Consider the following 2,574-nt stretch of genomic DNA (forward strand, 5'->3'; position numbering starts at 1 on the left):
GTCCCCACCTCCCTGCCTGATGCCCTCGCAGCCGCATGGCACGCACAGTAGCGGCGCCCTTCCCGCTGTCCGTCCGTCCCGGAGGCGGCCCCTCCGGTGTCGGACAGTTCGCGCGCGTCCGCCCAGAAACCCTGTCCTCGCCCGGACGGAGGCTCATCCTCGTAAACCCTGGCATCCGGCCAGAAACGGGGGTCCGGGCCTTTCGCGCCGGTGCCTGCCCCGGTGTAGAGTCGGACCCCTTCAATGGCTGGGACGACGCTGACGCTCACCCCGGACGGGTTCCGCGGCCGGGTGCTGGGCAAGTACGAGGTGCTCTGCCGCCTGTCGACAGGCGGGATGGCGGAGATTTTCCTCGCGGCCCAGAAGGGCCTGGCCGGCTTCCGCAAGATGGTGGTGCTGAAGCAGATCCTCCCCGACATCCGCGGCGAGGAGGAGTTCGTCCGGATGTTCCTGGACGAGGCCAAGGTCACGGCCGCGTTCAACCACCCGCACATCGCCCACGTGTACGACCTGGACGTGGCGGACGGTGAGCTGTTCCTCGCCATGGAGTTCGTCCCGGGCGCCACGCTGGTGGAGGTGGCCCGCGCGTGCCGCACCGCCCATGAGCCCATCCCCATGGGCCTGAGCCTGATGGCCGTGCGCGACACGGCCGTGGCGCTCAACTACGCGCACAGCTTCACCGACCCGCTGGGCCGGCCCTCGCCCGTCGTCCACCGCGACGTCGCCGAGAAGAACATCATGGTGACGTACGAGGGCGTCACCAAGCTGCTCGACTTCGGCATCGCCAAGAGCCTGGCGCGCGCGGGCCGCACCGCCGTGGGCATGGTGAAGGGCACCAGCGGCTACATGTCCCCGGAACAGATCATGGGCGACCCGCTGGACGCCCGCAGCGACCTGTTCAGCCTGGGCGTGGTGCTGCACGAGTGCCTCACCGGCATGCGCCTCTTCTACGCGAAGAGCGCCGAAGCCATGATGAACGCCGTGCTGAGCGGCGATGTGCCTCCGCCCTCGCGCGTGAACAAGGAAGTGCCGCCGGAGCTGGACGCCATCGTCCTCAAGGCGCTCGCGAAACGGCGCGAGGACCGCTACGGCACCACGCTGGAGTTCGCCCGCGCCATCGAGCGCGCCGTGGGACAGCGCATCTGGCACCCCGAACAGAGCAGCGAGTTGATGCTGCGGCTGTTCACCGAGCGCCGCGACCAGACCCGCCTGCTGCTCATGAGCGGGCAGTCTACCGGGGACGGCACCTCCAGCGAGACGCAGGTGGCGCAGGTGCTCGCCCGGGGCGGAGAGGTCCCGGAGCCGGCCACGCTTCCGCCCGCGAGTGCGCTGCCGCAGATCTCCTCCACGCTGCCGCCTCGCGCGCCCGCGGCGCCCGCCAAGGCACCCGCTCCGGCGAAGGCGACGCCGGCTCCCGCTGCCGCCACGGGGGGCCGCCGCAACACGACGGAGGAGGTGGCGGTCCGCAAGCCCGCGGCGATGCCGCCCTCGCGCCGGGTGTCGCCTCCCACGGAGCCGCTCCGGCCGCCTCCGCCCACGAATGAGATGTCCGCGCAGCCCGAGGATTCCGAACCGGGCGTGCGCACCCAGCCAGCCCTGCCTCCGGTGATGCTGGATTCATCGCTGCGCATCACGGCGCCCGTGACGGCGTCCCCCGGTTATGCCGAGGGGGAGACCATCCTCACGCCGCTGTCGCGCATGGGCGCGCAGCCTCCCGAGGAACCGAAGGCGCGCCATGCGAAGGAGCCTCCAGCCTTCGTGCCGCCGTCCAACGAGCCCCGCGCCCGGGGTGGACGGGAGTCTGAGGAAGGCCGTGCCCGGTCTGGAGCCTCGGACGATGCACGGCAGCGCTCCGGACGTGATGCGGCCCATGGATCCGCCGAGGACTCGCGGCCCCGTCCGCCGCGTGAAGCCCTCAACGCGCCTCCCGAGGAGGCTCGGCCCAAACCGCCGCGTGAAGCCTTCAGCGCGTCCGGTGAGGATGCGCGGTCCCGCTCCGCGCGAGATGCGGCGAATGGGTCCGCTGAGGATTCCCGTCCCCGCCCTCCTCGTGATTCCGCGAATGCATCCGCCGACGATGCACGCGCCCGGTCGGGCCGCGATGCTTCGAACGGATCCGCGGACGATGCACGTGCCCGGTCGGGCCGCGATGCTTCGAACGGATCCGCGGACGATGCACGCGCCCGGTCGGGCCGCGATGCTTCGAACGGATCCGCCGACGATGCACGCGCCCGGTCTGGCCGCGATGCTTCGAATGGATCCGAGGATGCGCGCGGGCGTTCTGCCCGTGACTCCGCGCATGGGACTGCCGATGATGCGCGTGCCCGGTCTGGCCGCGATGCTTCGCACAACGGCGCGGAAGACTCCCGTCCCCGCCCTCCTCGTGACGCCTCGAACACCAGCTCCGAGGACTCCCGTCCCCGGCCCTCACGGTCCGCCACACAGGACAGCCTCCGCGTCACCCAGCCCCACACCGCGCCGCAGGCCCTGCTGAACGACAGCGAGACGGCCATCTCCCGCGTGCCGTCCAAGCCTCCCGAAGAGGCCCCCGAGAAGACGCCCGCGGTCCGCCGC

1 protein-coding gene is annotated in these 2,574 nt (G+C 71.6%); it reads left to right on the plus strand.

Annotation, left to right across the window (positions count from 1 at the left end; all coding sequences use genetic code 11):
- Positions 1–243: 243 nt before the first annotated feature.
- Positions 244–2,574, plus strand: a 2,331-nt coding sequence (locus D7Y11_RS44800) for a protein kinase (RefSeq protein ID WP_233607587.1), incomplete at its 3' end; no start/stop codon positions are given.

Origin of the sequence: Corallococcus sp. AB018 (assembly GCF_003986945.1) — a bacterium.
GTDB classification, from domain to species: Bacteria; Myxococcota; Myxococcia; order Myxococcales; family Myxococcaceae; genus Corallococcus; species Corallococcus exiguus.